Genomic DNA, 16537 nt, shown 5'->3' with positions numbered 1-16537 from the left:
ACAGGTCGCCAACATGAACATGCTAGGCCACGCCACCAACCCACCCAGCCCAACGCTGGAAATCATCATCAACAATGGCTTCTGGCCGGATATCGACCCTAACGACTTCCGCGAAGAGGAGCGTGTGAGCGGCATCACGCCGCCGCGCATCCGCCAATCGCTGCGCGCCGCCGTGGCCGATGTTAACCGCCAGTTGGCCAACTACCAGCACGCGCACCAACAAGCGGGCCGCATGGCCTGCGATGCCATACCGCCGGAACCCTGGCAATCGCCCGGCGATATTCAGCTGCTCTACCTGCGCGCGGTTTACGCCCAAGCCCAGGCGGATCTTTTGGAGCGCTACCGCGACGCCTCCGCTACCGGAAAAGGCGACGAACGCGGCGAAGCCAAAGACCTGGCCGCCGATGACTACCGCGCCGATGCCCGTTGGGCCATCGCTGAATTAGTCGGCCGCAGCCACACCACGGTCGAGCTGATATGAAGCGCACCGTGTACGCCCACCAAGGGGAAACGCTAGACGCTCTGCTCTACCGCGTATACGGCAAAACTGCCGATATCACCGAGCAGGCACTGCGGCTAAACCCGCACCTGGTGAATCAAGGGCCAGTGCTGCACGAAGGCACGCCGGTCACGCTGCCGCCGCCACCGGAAGCACGCGACACCACCCAACCGCCACTCCAGCTTTGGAACTGAGGAGCTCATGAGCCAACCGTATGAAATCACCACCGAGAGCGTCAAAGTCGCCCCGCCGGCCATTGTCTCCCTACTGCATATGGGCGGCATGACACCCGCCGATTGGGTCACGGTGTTAACGCTGCTCTACTTGGCGCTGCAAATCGGCCTGCTGCTGCCGCGCTACTTAAAACGCATCCGTAACTACCTAGAGGAGCGCCGCCGTGAGTCTTAAACGTCGCCTTACCATCGGCGCGACGGCTGGAGCGCTGAGTATTGCCACCGCCGTGGTCTCCTACTACGAAGGCTACCAGCCCACCGCCTACCGCGACCCGGTCGGTGTGGCCACTATCTGCTATGGCCACACCGCCACGGCGCGCATGGGGCAAACGCTTAGCCAGGAACGCTGCACTCAGCTTCTGCAGGCAGATCTTGGCCACGCCTTTACGGCGGTGGATCGCCGTGCCCAGGTGGATCTGCCGCCGCCCACCCGCGCCGCGCTGGCCTCCTTTGTTTACAACGTGGGGGAAGGCGCCTTTGCCCGCTCCACCCTGCTGCGAAAACTCAACGCCGGGGATCTACGCGGCGCCTGCCATGAGCTAAGCCGCTGGGTCTACGCCGGTGGCAGAAAGCTAAACGGCCTGGTCAAACGCCGCGCCACGGAACGCGAACTGTGCTTGAAAGGCATCGAGCAGGAGTCCGCGTCATGACCCGCCTACTCACTGCCCTGGCCATTCTGCTGTTGGTGGTGCTGGTCACCTGGGCGCTTTGGCAGCGCAGCAACGCCGCCGATGCCCGCGCCGAACTGGCCGAACAGCGGCTGGCTGAATCCCACTACCGAGAACAAAAAAGCCTGGTGATTATTGATGCGCTTTGGGAAAACGCCCGCCGTCTGGAAGCCCAACGCCGCACCCTGGCAGAACAGCAGGCCGCGCTTAGCCACACCGCCGCCAACCGCTTGGCCACCATCGAGGAGCTACACCGTGAAAATGAAACACTTCGCGCTTGGGCTACCGCTCCCTTGCCTGATGCTGTTAGCCGGATGCGCCGCCGCCCCGCCGTCACCGGCGCCGACGCTTATCACCAATCACTGCGCGACGCCGAGCCCCTGCACGCTCCCCGCGAGTAACCCAGAAACCAACGGCGAACTAGACCTGCAGCTGGAACGCACCGAAGCCGCCTGGGCACAGTGCGCCGCCGAAGTGGATGCCATCATCCTTTGCCACAGCGAAGCACCGCAATGATCAAACTCCAGTCCCTACGCCAACACCTGCTCGCCTCGATCCCTGAACTAAAGCGCAACCCCGAGCAGCTGCACACCTTCGTAAACGACGGCAAGATCAAGTTCGCGCGCGGTACCAACCTAAGCCACCAATACACGGTCGACGCGCAAATCATCATCACCGACTACAGCGGCAGCCTAGACACGGTGATGATTCCCCTACTGCAGTGGCTTAACAGCTACCAGCCGGATCTCGATCCCGACGAAGCCGTCCAGCTCGAAGCCGAGATCCTCAATAACACCAGTTGGGACTTGGCCATCACCGTGCGCCTAACCGAGCGCGTCGTCGCCAAGGTGAACTGTGAAACCGGCCGCATAGAATCCGAACACCGTATGCCGGAATACCCGGTGGACGCCTGCCCGGCGAAAAGCTGGCAGTTGTACGTCAAAGGCCCAAGCGATGCGGAGCATGTGCTGAAGAGCGAATGGCAAAGCCCAGGCGGCGGCGAATGAGTGACGACCTCCAGCAACTGGAAAGCTGGCTAACGCCGCTCATCAACAAGCTCAGTCCTAAAGAGCGCCGCGTGCTGGCTCGGGAAGTCGCGCGAGATCTACGCATCGCCAACCGCGAACGCATCAAGGCCCAAACCAACCCCGACGGCACGCCGTTTGAACCTCGCTCCGAAATACGTGGGCGAAGCGGCCGCATCCGCCGAAAAGCCATGTTCACCAAGCTACGCACCGCCAAATACCTGCGCATCAAAACTACGGCAGACACCGCCGAAGTGGGTTTCCTTGGTCGCATTAACCGCATCGCCCGCGTACATCACTACGGCCTCCGCGACCGAGTCGAGAAAGGCGGCCCACAACACCAATACGCCCGGCGTGAGCTGGTGGGTATCACACCGGCCGACCGTGAACGCACCGCTGAGAACGTTCTCAACCACCTAATGCCTCCCAATCGCTAGGTTGCGTTTCTTGTGCGTGGTACTACAATTCAGTATCATTTTAGTATGAAACGAAAACACGCCAAGACACTGGCTGCTATTTTTAGCCGACCCACTCCCGGCACCATTGCCTGGAGTGATATCGAATCGCTATTCAAGGCGATGGGGGCAGAGATCCAGGAGCGGGAAGGGTCGCGTATTGCCGTTGTATTGTTTGATGAAGTGCGTGTTTTTCATCGCCCGCACCCATCACCGGATACCGATAAGGGCGCAGTGGCCAGCATACGCAAATGGTTAGAAGAGAACGGAGAGACGCCATGAATAACATCATGATCATTGACGGCTATCGCGCCGTCATCCAGTACGACCCCGACATTGAAATGTTCCGTGGCGAATTCATTGGGCTGAGCGGCGGAGCCGACTTCTACGCCGACAGCGTTGCCAAACTACGCGACGAAGGCGAAATCTCGCTGCGTATTTTTCTGGAGGAGTGCCAGAAGCGCGGCATTAAACCCACCAAGACCTACTCTGGCAAGTTCCAGGTGCGCCTACCGGAAGACCTACACAAACACGCCGCCGACGCCGCCACCGCCAAAGGACAAAGCCTTAATCAGTTTGTGGCCACCGCTATTGAGCACGAACTTTCTGTGTGACTGCGTCGGTTTTGGCCCCAAGGGCGTAGCCCTAATCAACGAACCAGACCCATAAAAGCCTAACGCCCCCAGCCAAGCCTGGGGGCGTCACTTGTCCTATCCTCCCCGCACAACGCCCGCCGCTACCCATCCGCGCGTAACGCCACCACCATTAGCGGCATGACTAACGCCGCCGAACTACTCCGCCTAATACATAACCTGATCCGCTTTGGCACCATCGCCGAGGTGGATCACGGCAATCCCGCCGCCGACCCGCCGAAACCGCCGCGCGTGCGGGTAGACATTGGCGATATGAAAACCGGTTGGCTGCGCTGGATCGAAACCCGCGCGGCACCACACGCACCTGGTGCCCGCCAACGGTCGATGAGCAAGTCATCGTTATTTCCCCCGGTGGGGATCTCAATGCAGGCGTGGTGCATACCGGCTTGTTTCGTGACCTGCACCCGGCTCCCAGCGATAACGGCGACCACTTCCACGCGGTGATGCCTGACGGCGCGGTGATCGACTACAACCACGTTGAGCATCATTTGAAGGTCGACATTCCTGGCGACATCACCATCAACGCCACCGGCGAGATCCGCATTACCGCCAGCGGCGATATGCACCTCAAGGGCCGCAATATTTATGAGAACTAAGTCTGTAAAAGCCAGGGGGCTATCACATGGGCGTTAAAACCAGCGATGAAAACGCTATCAACTACACCGACGACTTCGCGCAAATGATCGCCGTCGGCGAGCAGATCCGCGACGAACTTACGCTGATTCGTGAGGCGCTTTATGCCGGTAAGCAAGCAGACGGCAATTCACTGGCCACCAGCCAACACGCCATTGCCCAGGCCATTGAGCATATCCGGCAGCGGGCCAGCCAAGAGCAGCTGGGCATTTTCACGCGCCCCATCACGCAAGGCGATGGCGGCCTAAGCCGCGCCGCGATGATCAACGCGCTCAAACAGTCAGACCAACTCGACAACGTTCGCCAGGAAATGGCGGCCCCCACGCCGCTATAGGAGAACACCATGCCCGCTGCTACCCGCCAAGGCGATATATGTACCGGCCACGGCTCATGCTCACCACGGCCGTCAGTGTCAGGATCACCGAATGTGTTTGTGAACAGCATCCCCAGCCACCGCGTGGCCGATGCCTGGGCGCGTCACTGCTCCCATGAATCCGTACTAGCAGCGGGCTCCAAAACGGTCTTCGTAAACGGCCGCCCCAAAGGCCGCGTTGGCGACCCGGTCGCCTGCGGTTCGCTGGTGGCCACCGGCTCGCCCAATGTGTTTGTAGGGGGCTGACCATGGCAGGCATGCGCACATCAAACGGCCACTTAGTTAGCGGGCTGGCCCATATCCAGCAAAGCATCCGCGACATTCTCACTACCCCCATTGGCACCCGCGTGATGCGTCGGGAGTACGGCTCACTGCTGCCGGAACTGATCGACCAACCACTTAATGACACCACCTTGCTGCAAGCCTACGCCGCCAGCGTGATGGCCATTACCCGTTGGGAGCCAAGAGTGCGCGTGCTGCGCGTTAACCGGCAAGTGGATGCCAGCCAACACGGCCGCGCCCTACTCGGGATCGATGCACAAACCCACGATGGCCAGCGCCTACACATCGAGGTGCCATTCTCATGAGCACGCCGATAGATCTCTCTCAGATCACACCGCCTAACGTCATCGAACCGTTGGACTATGAAGCACTGCTTAGCGAGCGAAAGGCGCGACTAATCGAGCTCACGCCCATTGATGAGCGCGACGATCTCGCGGCCACACTCGCGCTTGAAAGCGAACCGCTTACCAAGCTGCTGCAGGAAAACGCCTACCGCGAACTGCTACTGCGCGAACGCATTAACGACGCCGCCCGCGCCGTCATGCTTGCCTATGCCGCCGGTGGGGATCTCGATCAGCTAGGTGCTAATTTCCAAGTCACGCGTCTAATGCTCGACCCCGGCGACCCCAACGCGGTGCCGCCGGTACCGCCCACCTACGAACACGACCGCGACTTTCGCGCCCGCATCCAATTAGCGTTTGAAGGGTTATCCGTGGCTGGCCCCATCGGCGCCTATCAATTCCACGCCGCCGCTGCACACCCAGATGTGCGCGATGTCGCGGTGGAAAGCCCCGAACCTGTGGATGTGGTGCTCACCGTGCTATCCCGTAAGAACGATGGCATCGCCACACCTGCATTGCTCGATACCGTGCGCGACTACCTGGAGCCTTTCCGGCCGCTGACCGACCGGCTCACCCTGCAGCCCGCTGATCGTACCGACTACACCATCAACGCCACGCTGACCTTGCGCCCCGGCCCCGATGCCGAGCTGGTGATCGAGGAAGCCCGCCGAGAGCTAAACACCTACACCGACGCCCGCTACAAGCTCGGCACCTGGGTGACCCGCTCCGGCATTAGCGCCGCGCTCACCGTGCAAGGCGTCGAAAACGTCACCCTGCATAACTGGCAGGATCTACGCAGCCAACCCCACCAGGCGCCCCGCTGCACCGCGATTCACCTCGCCACGGAGCGGCTGCCATGATGCACCTGTTACCGCCTAACCGTAGCCTACTGGAAGCCCGCGTTGCCGCCTCGCACCCGCTGGCTCTACCGGTACCGCTGCGCACGCTCTGGAACCCGGCCACCTGCCCGGCGGAACTGCTGCCGTTCCTCGCCTGGGCGTTTTCCGTAGATGTATGGGAAGCCGACTGGCCAGAGGCCACCAAGCGCGCCGTGATCGCCGAAAGCTTTGCCGTGCACCGCATCAAAGGCACCCGCTTAGCCGTGGAAAAAGCCCTCGCCGCCATGGGCATCAAAGTCACCCTAACCGAGTGGTTTGAACAGCAGCCCACGACCCGCCGCGGCACCTTCCGCGCCCGGCTGCACCTCAATGACAACCGCGAAGTCGCCGACCAGCTCAGCGGCACCTTTTACCAGCAGATTCACCACGCCATTCAAAGCGCCAAGAACCTGCGCAGCCACTACGATTTTTCGCTTTCCGCTGACTTCGGCCCTGGCCGTGTTGGCGTGGCCAGCGCCCAAAGTGCCGCCGGTTTAGCCCGCAACGATGCCCGTCCGACCCAACCACCACTTGAGATCGCCGCCAATGTGGCCGTGACAGCAACGCATGAGGCCGGTGCACTGACTCGCCGCGCGGCACAGGTAACGGCTGACGCCACGCTTTCACCGGCATGGCTCGCCATTATCGGTGCCTGCCGTGGGTTGGCCGTTACTCGCAGGCTCATGGCCAACGCCCCCAATACCGACCTACCCGATGCTGTGGCCCAGGCCAACCTCCCGGCAGCGTCGCTGTTAGTCGCCGGTGCCTATCGCGGGCTGGTCGTCACTCGTCGGCTCATGGCCAACGCACCTGATACCGACCTGCCCGATGCCGTGGCCCAAGCCAACCTCCCGGCGGCTTCGCTGTTAGTCGCCGGTGCCTGTCGCGGATTTGCCATTACTCATCACACCATGGAGAGCACCACATGACAGCTCTGGTACCCGTTATTACCACGGCGGGCCTCGCCGCCGTATTCAATGCCGAGAACGATGGCCTCGCCGCACGTATTACGCATATCGCCATTGGTGACAACGCCCGCAATCCCGGCAAGAACGAATTCAAGCTGGTTAACGAACGCAGGCGCGTCAGCATCGCCGATGGCCAACGCGTCAGCCCCCATCAAATTCACCTCACCGGCGTAGTGGATGGCGATGGCCCCGAGTTCTGGGTGCATGAAGTGGGGTTCTTTCTGGAAGACGGTACCCTGCTCGCCGTCTGGTCTGATTCCCAGCCGCTAGCCTACATCTCCAACGCGGTACCGCTGCTGCTGGCGTTCGACCTGCGCCTCGATGCCCTGCCCGCTGAATCCGTCACCGTGGAAGGCACCGGCGCGAACCTCTCGCTGGCGGCATGGGGTGAGCAGTACACCGCCAACGCGGCGGCCATCGTTGAGAACATGGCCCGGCAAGTGAATCTTCTCTTCCGCGTGCAAGAGTTAGAGAAACGCGCATGAGTACTCAGGCCCCCACGCTCTCCATGGTCGCCGGTACCACCTTCCGCTTTAGCGCGACCTGGGCCAGCGACGACCCCAACTCCGCGCCGGTGGATCTCACCGGCTGCGAAGCCACGTTCGTGGTGGCCACGACTCAGGGCGCGCCGCTGCTAACTTGCGAAACCGATAACGGCATCGAGCTGACACCCAGCGAAGGCGGCATCAACGTGCACATCCGACCCGAGCAAACAGCGGGCGCCGTATCGCCCGAGTGGTCGGGCGCACGTTATGAGCTGCGCATCACGTTCCCGTCCGGTGATGTGTACAGCCTGTTACGTGGCCACTTTCAGCTAACGCCGGGGGTGATCCATGGCTAACGCCACCCGCTTAACCATCACCATGCCCGCTCGTTCGGTAACGGTTCGGTTGCCCGCGCCGCAGCGTTTCCAATTGATCAGCCACGGCACCCAAGGCCCGCCCGGTACCCTCTCGCCAGAGATCCTGGCCCAAGTCGCGGAGGCTCGGCAAGCCACTCACCAGATCGATAGCGTCTTGGCCGCACTCACCGACGCCATTAGCTACCACGGCGGCATGATCGCCGCCCAGGAGGACGCCACCCCATGAGCTTTGATGAAAATCTCATCGCCCTGCGCCAAGCCGTCACCCACACCCTGGGAGTGATCGACGGCAAGCTGCGCAACAAGGCGAATAAGGCAGACGTGCCCACCACGGCGCAAATTGACGAGCGTGTTCAAGCGCTGATCGGCAGCGCGCCGGAAACCCTGGACACCCTCGCCGAGCTGGCCGAAGCCCTGGGCAATAACCCCAACTTCGCCACCACCATCACCGAAGAGCTGGCCAAGAAAGCCACCAAAACCCAGGTCGGTGAAATGGAAACCCAGTTCGGCGAAGCCCTTACCGCACTAACCGACGCCTTCACCCAAGGCGCCGCCACTATTCAAAACAGCACACCAAGCGAACAGGAGGCCACATGAGCCTAGAAAGCCAAATCACCGCGCTGGTTAGCGCCGCTAATAAGTTGACTACTGAAGTCGCCAATAAGATGAAGGGGATTGATCAGAAGGTTGATAAAGCGGAGAGTAAATTCAAAAACTTTATCGATGTAGACTTTCCGAAGCACATTACCTCTTCGCTTGAAAGATCTATTTATATCAATCCAATAGATGGCAATGATGCCAATGACGGTAAATCGCAAGGAGAAGCCATAAGAACGTTGAGCAGGCTAACGGAACTAGCTAGCCCACAAGGATTTGTTTACAAAACGCTTAACTTACGCTTTTTGCGCGGTCAAACCTACTTTCTCGAAAGCGGTACCGCAACGGCACAAGAAACTATCGATGTACGGTTTTTTGGTAATTATAGTGATGATGCGACCACTGAACTGATACAAAGTAAAAACTCAGCAGGCGTCGCTGATTCAGTTTTCCGATGCAGCCATTTCACCCTCATCGGAAGTGATATCGACGGGGATAAAGCATTTTTACGCACAGCAATCATCACGAGAAGCGACGATGAAAGCGGTTCTTTTCATAGTGGAGTCACATCGTCTGTTGGGGGTGGTAGCCAGGGACACTCAAGAGCCTTCTTGAAATCTCAGGACAGCCAGGGAGGGGACTTTGGATTCATTGAGGTGTCAAACTGCACGGTTGAAATAAACAGCTGCCCCTTCCTTAGTTACAGAACGACTCTTTCTGACAATACAAACACTCGCATTCCCACTATTAAGCTAACGCGATACGGAAGAGTGTTGAGGAATAATAACCTTTCACCTTTGCAGAGATTAAAGCACCACCAGTACTTTGTTAGTTCAAACGCTAGCTATCTCGACTTTGCTATCGACTTTAGGGCCAGTGGCGCTGTGATTTCCGGCTTCGGCTCGGCAGGCGAGCTGTTTAACACAGAAATAGAAAAAAGGTATTTAATTCTAACTTCCGCTGACCTTAGTGCTTAACACTTAGCACTTATTCAGCCGTATGGAGATCAGATATGATTATTAAAAAGTTACATGTGGGCGATGACTTGCTGCTTGACTATGATACTCAGAGTGAGACGCAGCCCCTAGAAAAGGTCATTGAGGCAGCAAGGCTGCAACTTGGCCGCAAAATCGACACCGCCGCAGGCAACGCCCGCGCCGCCTTCGTCAGCCCCGGTAGCTATATCGATCAGGAGTACCTGCTGGCCAAGCAGGAAGCCAGCGAGTGGTTAGCAGGCGGCAAGGATGAAACGGCCATCCCTTCCAGCGTCAGCGACCACATGGCCATGTTTGAGGTCAGCGCCGAAGCTGCCGCCACAGAAATCATCGCCACCGCCGAGCAATGGGAAACCGCCCTGCGCGACATCCGCAACCTACGCCTGGGCGGCAAAGCAGTGGTCAGCCGAGCGGAAACCATCGAAGCGGCAGAGGCCGCCGCCCAGCAAGCGATTGAGCAGCTCAACCGCTACCGGCCGCCGGAGGATTAAGTAAATCGCTATAGAACACGAAGCCCACCAAATGGTGGGCTTTTCTTGATATTTTCAAAAATCACTAGTCAAGACCGCTATTACAGCAATGTCAATCTTTTACCAACTCCGCATAATACTTAAAAACTTCTCCTATAGCCGGTATTAAAAAGAAATGAATAAGCCACATTAAAACCGCAGTAACAAATACAAAAACAAACCAGAATAGCCAAGAACTAGCAACCCTCTCCCTCAAAAACCATTTACATAATCGCTTAGCTTATATGTACTAAAAATAACCTGAAGAACAATCAAGCTAAATAAAACGTAAGCAACCACTTTAATTGTAGTATTCCCTACAGTTTCTCCAATTTGATTTAACAACCCCGCAAGAGTTATTCGAGTTACATAATCGAACACTGATTTATTAATTTTGGAAAGCTTTTCAAATATTAATAACTGATGATCTATTTCTTTTTTATCCATAGCATAATTACTCATCTAGTTAAAATTAATGGTGGCTGATGTTACACCTTTGGTTTGTCGAAACCAATCGGCACAACGCCCGCCACTACCCTCCCGCGCGAAGCCTGCCCACCATAGCAGCACACCTCAACCGTACCCGCTTGAACCTGCGCAGGAGACAAGCATGGCCCAGGATTACCATCACGGCGTCCGCGTCGTCGAAATTAACGAAGGCACTCGCCCCATCCGCACCGTGGCCACCGCCGTTATCGGGCTGGTGGCCACTGGCCCGGAGGCGGATGCCGAACGCTTCCCCCTCGATACGCCGGTGCTGGTCACCGATATTTATAGAGCCATTGGCGACGCCGGTGCCACCGGCACCCTGGCCCGCTCGCTGCGCGCCATTGTCGAAGAAACCCGCGCCCTGTGTGTGGTGGTGCGCGTGGCAGAAGGCCAGGACGAAGGCGAAACCACCGCCAACGTGATTGGCAGTGTCACGCCCACCGGGCAAAAGACCGGCATCCAGGCACTGCTGGCCGCCGAGCAGCGCTTTGGTGTGAAACCGCGCATCCTCGGCGTGCCGAATCTGGATAACGAAAACGTCGCCACCGCCCTGATCAGTGTGGCCATCAAGCTGCGCGCCTTCGCCTACGTGGCCGCCCACGGCTGCGAAACCAAAGAAGAAGCGGTGATGTACCGGGAGAACTTCGGCGAACGTGAAGCCATGGTGATCTGGCCCAACTTCCAGAACTTCGACGTCAACGCCCAGGAAAGCCGCCCACTCTCCGCCGTTGCCAAGGCGCTCGGCCACCGCGCACGGTTGGATAACGAAATCGGCTGGCACAAAACCCTATCCAATATGCCCGTGAACAGCGTCACCGGCATTACCCACGATGTGTTCTGGGATCTCCAAGATCCCGCCACCGATGCTGGTTACCTCAACGCCGCCGAGGTCACCACGCTCATCAACAAAAGCGGCTTCCGTTTCTGGGGCTCCCGCACCTGCACCGAAGACCCACTGTTCGCGTTTGAATCCTACACCCGCACCGCCCAGGTGCTGGCCGACACCATCGCCGAAGCGCATTTGTGGGCAGTGGATAAGCCGATGCACCCCAGCCTGGTGCGCGACATTATCGAAGGCATCAATGCCAAGTTCCGCGAACTCACCCGCAAAGGCTACATCCTGGGCGGTGAAGCCTGGTTCGACCCCGAGTTGAACAGTAAGGAAGTGCTGAAGAGCGGCAAGCTCTACATCGACTACGACTACACGCCGGTGCCCCCGCTGGAAAACCTCATGCTGCAGCAGCGCATTACCGACCGCTATCTGGTCGATTTTGCCGACCGCATCAACGCCTAACAGGAGCAACTGACCATGGCACTCCCTTACATTCTTAAAGACTTCAACCTGTTCGGCGACGGCAACAACTGGCAGGGCCAAATTCCCGAACTCACCCTGCCCGAGCTGGCCCGCCGCATGGTCGAGTACGAAGGCGGCGGCATGGAAGGCCCGATCGAAGTCGACCAGGGCAACGAACTGCAGGAATTCGAGTGGACGGCCGGGGGCATGATTGTCGATATCTACGAAAGCTACGGCAGCCCCATCCACGACGCCGCCATGCTGCGTATGACCGGCTCTTACGAATCCGACGAAGACGGCGGGGTTATCCCGGTCGAGATCGTCATGCGCGGCCGCCACAAGACCATCAACATGGGTGACGCATCAAAGGGCGACAACAACCAAATCAGCGTCACCACCACCCTTTCGTACTTCAAGTTAATCGTCGATGGCGAAGAGGTCATCGAGCGCGACGTGCCTGGCTTCATCTTCAAAGTTCGTGGCAAGGATCGCTTGGCAGAGCGCCGCGCCGCCCTGGGTGTGTAAAGCACCTCCACCCAACGGCCACCCCGGTGGCCCTACCCCTTTTCTTTTATAGGACACGACCATGATCGATAAGACCGAAAACCAAAGCACCGACACCCAAGCAGTTGAGAAACACGAAGAGCAAACCACCGCTGCCGCCCCAGGCGTGCCGACCGAAGTAGTGCCACTGGAAACCCCGCTGCAGCGTGGCAAAACCACGGTAAAAGAAATCACCGTGCGTAAACCCATGTCCGGCGGTATGCGTGGCGTCAGCTTGGTCGACATCATGAACTTCGAAGTTACCGCCCTGCATAAAGTGTTGCCCCGCATCACTACGCCACCGCTCACCGAAGCCGAGGTGAAAACGCTCGATATCGTCGACCTCATTCAGCTCGGCACGGCGCTCAACGGTTTTTTGATCCCAAAGAAATTCAAGGAAACCGAGGCCTAGCCCTTCAAAAAAGAGCCCTTCCCGAGTTCGTAGAAGACGCCATGGCGGATCTCGCCATGGTGTTCCACTGGGAACCCAGCGCCATGGACAACATGGAACTCGAAGAACTCATGCAGTGGCGCGAACGCGCCCGCAAACGCCACGAAGGCAGCAAGCCAAACGGTAAACGCAACAAATAGGAAAACAGCCGATGTCGCGTAATCTACGCCTGCAAGTCATGTTGAACGCGGTAGATCGCGTCACCGGCCCCCTAAAGCGAATGCGCCAAGGTGCCGGGCAAACCGCCCAAGCCATGCGCGAAACCCGCGACCAGTTAAAAGACCTGCAGCGGCAACAAAGCGACCTCACCAGCTACCGCAAAGCCAACGCCGCTCTGCGCACTAACACCCGCGCAATGCGCGACGCCCGCGAACGCAACCGCCAGTACACCCAGGCGCTCGACCAACAGCGCGAAGCCCACGCCGGTATTAAATCCGGCCTGACCGTTGCCCGCCGGGAATACGACCGGCTAGCCCGCGAGCTACTCAAAACCAAGCAGCCCAGCGACCAGTTGACCGCCTCGCTGGAACGCGCCCGCGTGCGCCTCCACGGTCAGCAGACCGAGTTCGACCGCTCCGCCCGCGCGATGCGGGAATACCGCAACCGAACCCGTCATGCGGGCGAAGAGATCAAGCGCCTTACCCAAAACCACGCCACCCAAACGGAGCGAATCCGCGGGCTAAAAACGCGGCTTGATGAAGCGGGCATCAGCACCGACAACCTCGGGCGCAGCGCCCGGGAGCTGCGCACCAAAGAGGAACGCTTAAACACTGCGCTGCAGGAACAGAAGCGCCACCTTGCCGAAGTTGCCGAACGCCAGCGGCGCTTAACCCAGGCCCGCGACCGCTACCAAAACGGCATGGCCAACGTCGCCCGCGCCCAAGGCGTGGGCATGGGCATGTTCGGCACCGGCATCGCCCAAGGCTACGCCGCCTCTCGCCTGTTAACGCCTGGCGTTGCCTGGGCGGAACAGATGAGCACCCTACAGGCCGTTGGCCGCTTTGATGCAGACGACGAACGTTACCAAGGGCTACGTCAGCAATCCCGCGACCTGGGGTCAACCACCGCCTTCAGCGCAACCGAAGTGGGTGCAGGCCAAGAGTTTCTACTACGCGCAGGTATGAGCGCAGGGGCCATTCAGGCCTCAATGAAAGACGTGCTCGCGCTATCGCTGGCCAACAATACCGAGCTGGCCCGCGCGGCGGACATTGCCTCCAACATCGCCGGGGCGTTCAAGGTCGATATGGAGGCGGAAGGCGCCATGGCCCGTGTCGGGGATATTCTTTCCGGTACCGCCAGCCGCGCCAACGTTAACCTGGAAATGCTCGGCGAAACCATGAAGTACCTGGGCGGCGCCGAAGACCTCAAGCTCACCATGGAACAAGCCGCTGCCATGTCGGGCATTCTCGGCAACATCGGCATTCAGGGTAGCCAGGCCGGTACCACCATGCGCGCCATGATGAACCGGCTCACCAACCCCGCCGCCAAGGGCGCGGCCGCGATTGAAAACATCGGCCTGCAAATATCCGACGCCAACGGCAATATGCGCGCCATGCCCGATATTCTGCGTGATATCAGCCAAGCCACGGCGGATCTGGGCAACGTCGAACGCAAAGCCATCATGCAGGACATCTTCGGCGTAGAAGCGGGCTCCGGCATGGCGGAACTGGTCGACGCCATGGGCGGTGGCCAGCTGGATGACATCATCAATGCCCTGGGCGACAACATGGGCGAAAACGCCCGTATGGCCGAAGTCATGGCCGACAACATCGGTGGCGATTTAAAGAACCTGCGCAGCGCCTGGGAAGAAGTTGGCATCAGTATTACCGACACCAACGACGGCCCCCTGCGTGACCTGGTGCAGAACATCACCGCCATCACGCGAAGCGTCGGCGACTGGATCAAAGCCAATCCCGAGCTGGCAGGCACCATCGCCAAAGTCGCGGCGGCCATGATCGCCCTGGCCACCATCGGCGGCGCTGTCACCATGACGTTTGCCAGCATTCTCTCCCCGCTGCTGTTCGCACGCTTTGCCATGTCCACCCTGGGCATACAAGCAGGCGTGCTAGCCCCGGTGTTAAAAACAGCGGGCGCCGCCCTGTTTGCCGTAGGGAAAGCGCTAACCATCGGCCTACTCGGCGCACTCAAAGCAACGGCGGTATTCCTCGCCACCAACCCGATTGGCTGGGCCATCCTGGCCATCGCCGCCACCGCGCTGGTGATTTACAAATACTGGGAACCCATCAAAGGGTTTTTCCTGGGCCTATGGCAGCAAGTGAAAGACGCCTTTGGTGACGGCATCGGCGGCGTTACCCGCCTGCTGGTCAACTGGTCACCGCTTGGCTTGCTCTATAGCGGCATTTCATCCGCGTTAGGCCGCCTGGGGATTGAGCTGCCCGACTCTCTGGCCGAGCTGGGTAGCAAGATGATCGGCGGCCTATCCAACGGCATGAACAGCGCCATGGGCTGGGTGCGTCAATCAGCGGGTAGCGTATGGTCAACGGTTAACGCCGCCTTTGGCGATGGCATCGGCGGCGTGTCGCGCCTGCTCATCAACTGGTCACCGCTTGGGCTGCTGTATAGCGCCTTCACCAATACCCTCGAACGCCTGGGCATTTCAGTGCCGGAAAACTTCCGCAGCCTGGGCGGCTTTATTTTCGACGGCCTGCTGGGCGGGCTGACCGAAAAGCTCACCGCCCTGCGCGAGCGGATAACCAACATCGCCTCCAGCGTGGCCAACTGGTTCAAAGGCGTGCTCGGCATCAACTCCCCCAGCCGTGTGTTTGAAGGCTTCGGCGTCAATATCGTTGAAGGCATGATCAACGGCATCGGCAGCATGATCGGCGCCTTGCGTGACCAAGTGATGGGCATGGCGGGCAATATCGCGGGCTGGGTGCAAGACGCCATGGGTAGCGCGCTGGACTCACTCAGCAGCGGTGCCAACCGTGCTATCCAACTAGGAAAGGATACCGCCGCAGGCTTAGGGCAAGGCATACGCGACGGCGCCAATCGCGCCACGGAAAGCGCCGCCAATCTCGCCAACGACGTCACCAGCACCGTGCGCGGTTGGCTGGATATCCACTCCCCCAGCCGCGTGTTTGCCACCATTGGTAACTACGTCTCCCAAGGCCTGGCCAACGGCATTGAAGCCGACGCCGATGGCCCCGTTAAACAAGTGCGCAGCCTCGCCAGCCATATGCGTGACGCCGCCGCCGGGCTAATGCTGGGCGCCGGGGTCGCATCCCCCGCTATCGCCCTGGAAGTGGAGCGGCCAACACTGCCCGAACTTCCCGAGCTGGGCGCATTAGAGATCCAGCGCCCCGAGCTACCCACGCTCTATAGCGAGCTGGCCAAGCCCGAAACGCCCGCCCTTGATGCGCTACGCATCGAGCGGCCCACGCTGCCCGCATTACCCGAACTGGGCGCGTTAGAGATCCAGCGCCCAGAGCTACCCACGCTCTATAGCGAGCTGGCCAAGCCGGAAATGCCCACGCTTGATGCCCTTCGCATCGAGTGGCCAGAACTTCCCCAATTCGACCCGCTACGCATCGACACCAGCGGCATACAGGTCGACGCCCGGCCGCCGCTGCAAAGCCACGCCAGCCAGCCCAGCGGCGGGCTAGTGATTCACGGCGGCATCAATATCGAGATCAACGCAGCCCCCGGCATGGATGAACAAGCCCTGGCACGGCTGGTAAACGCCGAAGTACAGCGCGCCCTGCGCGATGCCGAACGCCGCGCCCAGGCAAACCACCGCAGCGCCTTCCACGACATTGATTAAAGAGCAGT

28 protein-coding genes are annotated in these 16537 nt (G+C 59.6%); 27 read left to right on the top strand and 1 reads right to left on the bottom strand.

Annotated features, from left to right (window positions below):
* The first annotated feature begins 13 nt into the window (after positions 1-13).
* The 22 genes from OM794_RS01545 to OM794_RS01445 all read left to right on the top strand — a co-directional run bounded on the left by OM794_RS01545 (position 14) and on the right by OM794_RS01445 (position 9953).
* Positions 14-481: a head completion/stabilization protein gene (locus OM794_RS01545; RefSeq protein ID WP_226250284.1), complete on the top strand. Its 468-nt coding sequence runs from the start codon at positions 14-16 to the stop codon at positions 479-481.
* On the top strand, positions 478-693 hold the full coding sequence (locus tag OM794_RS01540) for a tail protein X (RefSeq protein WP_226250283.1): 216 nt from the start codon (positions 478-480) through the stop codon (positions 691-693). The genes OM794_RS01545 and OM794_RS01540 overlap by 4 nt, the downstream gene beginning before the upstream one ends.
* A gap of 7 nt (positions 694-700) precedes the next feature.
* Positions 701-907 carry a hypothetical protein gene (locus tag OM794_RS01535; RefSeq protein WP_226250282.1) on the top strand — a complete coding sequence of 69 codons (207 nt, stop codon included), beginning with the start codon at positions 701-703 and terminating at the stop codon, positions 905-907.
* Positions 897-1382 (top strand): lysozyme, encoded by a 486-nt coding sequence (locus OM794_RS01530; protein WP_226250281.1) that lies wholly within the window; start codon positions 897-899, stop codon positions 1380-1382. Before OM794_RS01535 ends, OM794_RS01530 begins: the two co-directional genes overlap by 11 nt.
* Complete coding sequence (gene lysB, locus OM794_RS01525) at positions 1379-1801, top strand: Rz-like lysis system protein LysB (protein WP_226250280.1); 423 nt, start codon at positions 1379-1381, stop codon at positions 1799-1801. The genes OM794_RS01530 and lysB overlap by 4 nt, the downstream gene beginning before the upstream one ends.
* The gene (gene lysC, locus OM794_RS23290; protein ID WP_413229687.1) at positions 1701-1916 is read left to right on the top strand and encodes an Rz1-like lysis system protein LysC; all 216 of its coding nucleotides are present in this window, start codon (positions 1701-1703) and stop codon (positions 1914-1916) included. Before lysB ends, lysC begins: the two co-directional genes overlap by 101 nt.
* Positions 1913-2407 carry a phage tail protein gene (locus OM794_RS01520; protein WP_226250279.1) on the top strand — a complete coding sequence of 165 codons (495 nt, stop codon included), beginning with the start codon at positions 1913-1915 and terminating at the stop codon, positions 2405-2407. The genes lysC and OM794_RS01520 overlap by 4 nt, the downstream gene beginning before the upstream one ends.
* The gene (locus OM794_RS01515; protein ID WP_226250278.1) at positions 2404-2862 is read left to right on the top strand and encodes a phage virion morphogenesis protein; all 459 of its coding nucleotides are present in this window, start codon (positions 2404-2406) and stop codon (positions 2860-2862) included. The genes OM794_RS01520 and OM794_RS01515 overlap by 4 nt, the downstream gene beginning before the upstream one ends.
* Positions 2863-2907: 45 nt before the next feature.
* Entirely contained in the window at positions 2908-3162 is a 255-nt protein-coding gene (locus tag OM794_RS01510; RefSeq protein WP_138800211.1) for a type II toxin-antitoxin system HicA family toxin, read from the top strand.
* On the top strand, positions 3159-3494 hold the full coding sequence (locus tag OM794_RS01505) for a type II toxin-antitoxin system HicB family antitoxin (protein WP_226250277.1): 336 nt from the start codon (positions 3159-3161) through the stop codon (positions 3492-3494). Before OM794_RS01510 ends, OM794_RS01505 begins: the two co-directional genes overlap by 4 nt.
* Before the next feature lie 302 nt (positions 3495-3796).
* A complete protein-coding gene (locus tag OM794_RS01500; protein ID WP_265154204.1) occupies positions 3797-4129 on the top strand; it encodes a phage baseplate assembly protein V in 333 nt (110 codons plus the stop codon).
* Positions 4130-4155: 26 nt separating this feature from the next.
* Positions 4156-4500, top strand: coding sequence for a hypothetical protein (locus OM794_RS01495; protein WP_226250275.1), 345 nt, complete (start codon positions 4156-4158; stop codon positions 4498-4500).
* Between the two features lie 9 nt (positions 4501-4509).
* A complete protein-coding gene (locus OM794_RS01490) occupies positions 4510-4785 on the top strand; it encodes a PAAR domain-containing protein (RefSeq protein ID WP_226250274.1) in 276 nt (91 codons plus the stop codon).
* Positions 4786-4787: 2 nt separating this feature from the next.
* Positions 4788-5126: a GPW/gp25 family protein gene (locus OM794_RS01485; protein ID WP_226250273.1), complete on the top strand. Its 339-nt coding sequence runs from the start codon at positions 4788-4790 to the stop codon at positions 5124-5126.
* The gene (locus OM794_RS01480) at positions 5123-6022 is read left to right on the top strand and encodes a baseplate J/gp47 family protein (RefSeq protein WP_226250272.1); all 900 of its coding nucleotides are present in this window, start codon (positions 5123-5125) and stop codon (positions 6020-6022) included. Before OM794_RS01485 ends, OM794_RS01480 begins: the two co-directional genes overlap by 4 nt.
* Positions 6019-6969 (top strand): phage tail protein I, encoded by a 951-nt coding sequence (locus OM794_RS01475; RefSeq protein ID WP_226250271.1) that lies wholly within the window; start codon positions 6019-6021, stop codon positions 6967-6969. The genes OM794_RS01480 and OM794_RS01475 overlap by 4 nt, the downstream gene beginning before the upstream one ends.
* Complete coding sequence (locus tag OM794_RS01470) at positions 6966-7493, top strand: phage tail protein (protein WP_226250270.1); 528 nt, start codon at positions 6966-6968, stop codon at positions 7491-7493. The genes OM794_RS01475 and OM794_RS01470 overlap by 4 nt, the downstream gene beginning before the upstream one ends.
* Positions 7490-7849 (top strand): hypothetical protein, encoded by a 360-nt coding sequence (locus OM794_RS01465; RefSeq protein ID WP_226250269.1) that lies wholly within the window; start codon positions 7490-7492, stop codon positions 7847-7849. Before OM794_RS01470 ends, OM794_RS01465 begins: the two co-directional genes overlap by 4 nt.
* The gene (locus tag OM794_RS01460; protein ID WP_226250268.1) at positions 7842-8096 is read left to right on the top strand and encodes a hypothetical protein; all 255 of its coding nucleotides are present in this window, start codon (positions 7842-7844) and stop codon (positions 8094-8096) included. Before OM794_RS01465 ends, OM794_RS01460 begins: the two co-directional genes overlap by 8 nt.
* A complete protein-coding gene (locus OM794_RS01455; RefSeq protein WP_226250267.1) occupies positions 8093-8467 on the top strand; it encodes a hypothetical protein in 375 nt (124 codons plus the stop codon). Before OM794_RS01460 ends, OM794_RS01455 begins: the two co-directional genes overlap by 4 nt.
* Complete coding sequence (locus OM794_RS01450; RefSeq protein ID WP_226250266.1) at positions 8464-9444, top strand: hypothetical protein; 981 nt, start codon at positions 8464-8466, stop codon at positions 9442-9444. Before OM794_RS01455 ends, OM794_RS01450 begins: the two co-directional genes overlap by 4 nt.
* A gap of 35 nt (positions 9445-9479) precedes the next feature.
* Complete coding sequence (locus OM794_RS01445) at positions 9480-9953, top strand: hypothetical protein (RefSeq protein ID WP_226250265.1); 474 nt, start codon at positions 9480-9482, stop codon at positions 9951-9953.
* 231 nt (positions 9954-10184) lie between these two features.
* Here OM794_RS01445 and OM794_RS01440 read toward each other — a convergent pair whose 3' ends face one another.
* Positions 10185-10418 (bottom strand): hypothetical protein, encoded by a 234-nt coding sequence (locus OM794_RS01440; RefSeq protein ID WP_265154203.1) that lies wholly within the window; start codon positions 10416-10418, stop codon positions 10185-10187.
* A 163-nt stretch (positions 10419-10581) separates the two neighbouring features.
* On the opposite strand from OM794_RS01440, the gene OM794_RS01435 reads away from it, so the two are divergent.
* From OM794_RS01435 to OM794_RS01415, 5 genes are all read left to right on the top strand, one after another.
* Positions 10582-11754, top strand: a complete 1173-nt coding sequence (locus tag OM794_RS01435) for a phage tail sheath protein (RefSeq protein WP_226250363.1) — start codon at positions 10582-10584, stop codon at positions 11752-11754.
* 15 nt (positions 11755-11769) lie between these two features.
* Complete coding sequence (locus tag OM794_RS01430; protein WP_226250263.1) at positions 11770-12279, top strand: phage major tail tube protein; 510 nt, start codon at positions 11770-11772, stop codon at positions 12277-12279.
* A gap of 61 nt (positions 12280-12340) precedes the next feature.
* Positions 12341-12709, top strand: a complete 369-nt coding sequence (locus OM794_RS01425; protein ID WP_226250262.1) for a phage tail assembly protein — start codon at positions 12341-12343, stop codon at positions 12707-12709.
* A 41-nt stretch (positions 12710-12750) separates the two neighbouring features.
* A complete protein-coding gene (locus OM794_RS01420; RefSeq protein WP_226250261.1) occupies positions 12751-12888 on the top strand; it encodes a GpE family phage tail protein in 138 nt (45 codons plus the stop codon).
* A gap of 11 nt (positions 12889-12899) precedes the next feature.
* A complete protein-coding gene (locus tag OM794_RS01415) occupies positions 12900-16529 on the top strand; it encodes a phage tail tape measure protein (protein WP_226250260.1) in 3630 nt (1209 codons plus the stop codon).
* The last annotated feature ends 8 nt before the right edge of the window (positions 16530-16537 follow it).

It is taken from the genome of Halomonas sp. BDJS001, from assembly GCF_026104355.1.
Lineage (GTDB): Bacteria > Pseudomonadota > Gammaproteobacteria > Pseudomonadales > Halomonadaceae > Vreelandella.
Note: the sequence above shows the minus strand (reverse complement) of the source record. Positions and strands in the feature narration are given on the sequence as shown.

Bases quoted from the DNA above. Each gene is read 5' to 3' on its own strand.
- OM794_RS01505 (WP_226250277.1), top strand. From the start codon at position 3,159: ATGAATAACATCATGATCATTGACGGCTATCGCGCCGTCATCCAGTAC.
- OM794_RS01455 (WP_226250267.1), top strand. From the start codon at position 8,093: ATGAGCTTTGATGAAAATCTCATCGCCCTGCGCCAAGCCGTCACCCAC.
- OM794_RS01515 (WP_226250278.1), top strand. From the start codon at position 2,404: ATGAGTGACGACCTCCAGCAACTGGAAAGCTGGCTAACGCCGCTCATC.
- OM794_RS01440 (WP_265154203.1), bottom strand. From the start codon at position 10,418: ATGGATAAAAAAGAAATAGATCATCAGTTATTAATATTTGAAAAGCTT.
- OM794_RS01420 (WP_226250261.1), top strand. From the start codon at position 12,751: ATGGCGGATCTCGCCATGGTGTTCCACTGGGAACCCAGCGCCATGGAC.
- OM794_RS01425 (WP_226250262.1), top strand. From the start codon at position 12,341: ATGATCGATAAGACCGAAAACCAAAGCACCGACACCCAAGCAGTTGAG.
- OM794_RS01485 (WP_226250273.1), top strand. From the start codon at position 4,788: ATGGCAGGCATGCGCACATCAAACGGCCACTTAGTTAGCGGGCTGGCC.
- lysB (WP_226250280.1), top strand. From the start codon at position 1,379: ATGACCCGCCTACTCACTGCCCTGGCCATTCTGCTGTTGGTGGTGCTG.
- OM794_RS01450 (WP_226250266.1), top strand. From the start codon at position 8,464: ATGAGCCTAGAAAGCCAAATCACCGCGCTGGTTAGCGCCGCTAATAAG.
- OM794_RS01490 (WP_226250274.1), top strand. From the start codon at position 4,510: ATGCCCGCTGCTACCCGCCAAGGCGATATATGTACCGGCCACGGCTCA.
- OM794_RS01480 (WP_226250272.1), top strand. From the start codon at position 5,123: ATGAGCACGCCGATAGATCTCTCTCAGATCACACCGCCTAACGTCATC.
- OM794_RS01495 (WP_226250275.1), top strand. From the start codon at position 4,156: ATGGGCGTTAAAACCAGCGATGAAAACGCTATCAACTACACCGACGAC.
- OM794_RS01540 (WP_226250283.1), top strand. From the start codon at position 478: ATGAAGCGCACCGTGTACGCCCACCAAGGGGAAACGCTAGACGCTCTG.
- OM794_RS01445 (WP_226250265.1), top strand. From the start codon at position 9,480: ATGATTATTAAAAAGTTACATGTGGGCGATGACTTGCTGCTTGACTAT.
- OM794_RS01535 (WP_226250282.1), top strand. From the start codon at position 701: ATGAGCCAACCGTATGAAATCACCACCGAGAGCGTCAAAGTCGCCCCG.
- OM794_RS01520 (WP_226250279.1), top strand. From the start codon at position 1,913: ATGATCAAACTCCAGTCCCTACGCCAACACCTGCTCGCCTCGATCCCT.
- OM794_RS01470 (WP_226250270.1), top strand. From the start codon at position 6,966: ATGACAGCTCTGGTACCCGTTATTACCACGGCGGGCCTCGCCGCCGTA.
- OM794_RS01435 (WP_226250363.1), top strand. From the start codon at position 10,582: ATGGCCCAGGATTACCATCACGGCGTCCGCGTCGTCGAAATTAACGAA.
- OM794_RS01430 (WP_226250263.1), top strand. From the start codon at position 11,770: ATGGCACTCCCTTACATTCTTAAAGACTTCAACCTGTTCGGCGACGGC.
- OM794_RS01545 (WP_226250284.1), top strand. From the start codon at position 14: ATGAACATGCTAGGCCACGCCACCAACCCACCCAGCCCAACGCTGGAA.
- OM794_RS01415 (WP_226250260.1), top strand. From the start codon at position 12,900: ATGTCGCGTAATCTACGCCTGCAAGTCATGTTGAACGCGGTAGATCGC.
- OM794_RS01460 (WP_226250268.1), top strand. From the start codon at position 7,842: ATGGCTAACGCCACCCGCTTAACCATCACCATGCCCGCTCGTTCGGTA.
- OM794_RS01475 (WP_226250271.1), top strand. From the start codon at position 6,019: ATGATGCACCTGTTACCGCCTAACCGTAGCCTACTGGAAGCCCGCGTT.
- OM794_RS01510 (WP_138800211.1), top strand. From the start codon at position 2,908: ATGAAACGAAAACACGCCAAGACACTGGCTGCTATTTTTAGCCGACCC.
- OM794_RS01465 (WP_226250269.1), top strand. From the start codon at position 7,490: ATGAGTACTCAGGCCCCCACGCTCTCCATGGTCGCCGGTACCACCTTC.
- lysC (WP_413229687.1), top strand. From the start codon at position 1,701: ATGCTGTTAGCCGGATGCGCCGCCGCCCCGCCGTCACCGGCGCCGACG.